Annotated in this window: 1 protein-coding gene; it reads left to right on the top strand. The window is 68.2% G+C overall.

Annotated elements, in window-relative coordinates; genetic code table 11:
- Positions 1 to 308: hypothetical protein (locus ON22_RS26595; RefSeq protein ID WP_043740655.1), on the top strand; the 308-nt coding region annotated here is incomplete at both ends.

Genomic DNA, 308 nt, shown 5'->3' with positions numbered 1-308 from the left:
GGGACTCGGCTACGGTCTGCTGCGGTACCTGAACGCCGAAACCGGCGACGCCTTGCCGGAACGGGTGCCGGGACAGATCAGCTTCAACTATCTGGGCCGTGTCTCCGCCGGTGAGATCCCGGCGGAAATGGCCGAACTCGGCTGGCTGCCGACCGCCGATCTGGGACCGGTGGACGCGGACGCGGATCGCGATATGCCCGCCAACGCGGTGCTCGATATCAACGCCATCGTCAACTCCGGCGCCGACGGCCCGGTGTTGAGTGCGTCCTTCGCCTATCCGAGCGGACTGCTCACCGAGGCGCGGGCGC

It is taken from the genome of Nocardia carnea NBRC 14403 (genome assembly GCF_000308515.1).
Classification (GTDB): domain Bacteria; phylum Actinomycetota; class Actinomycetes; order Mycobacteriales; family Mycobacteriaceae; genus Nocardia; species Nocardia carnea.
The sequence above is the reverse complement of the archived record's forward strand: the minus strand, read 5'-3'. Positions and strand labels throughout refer to the sequence as shown.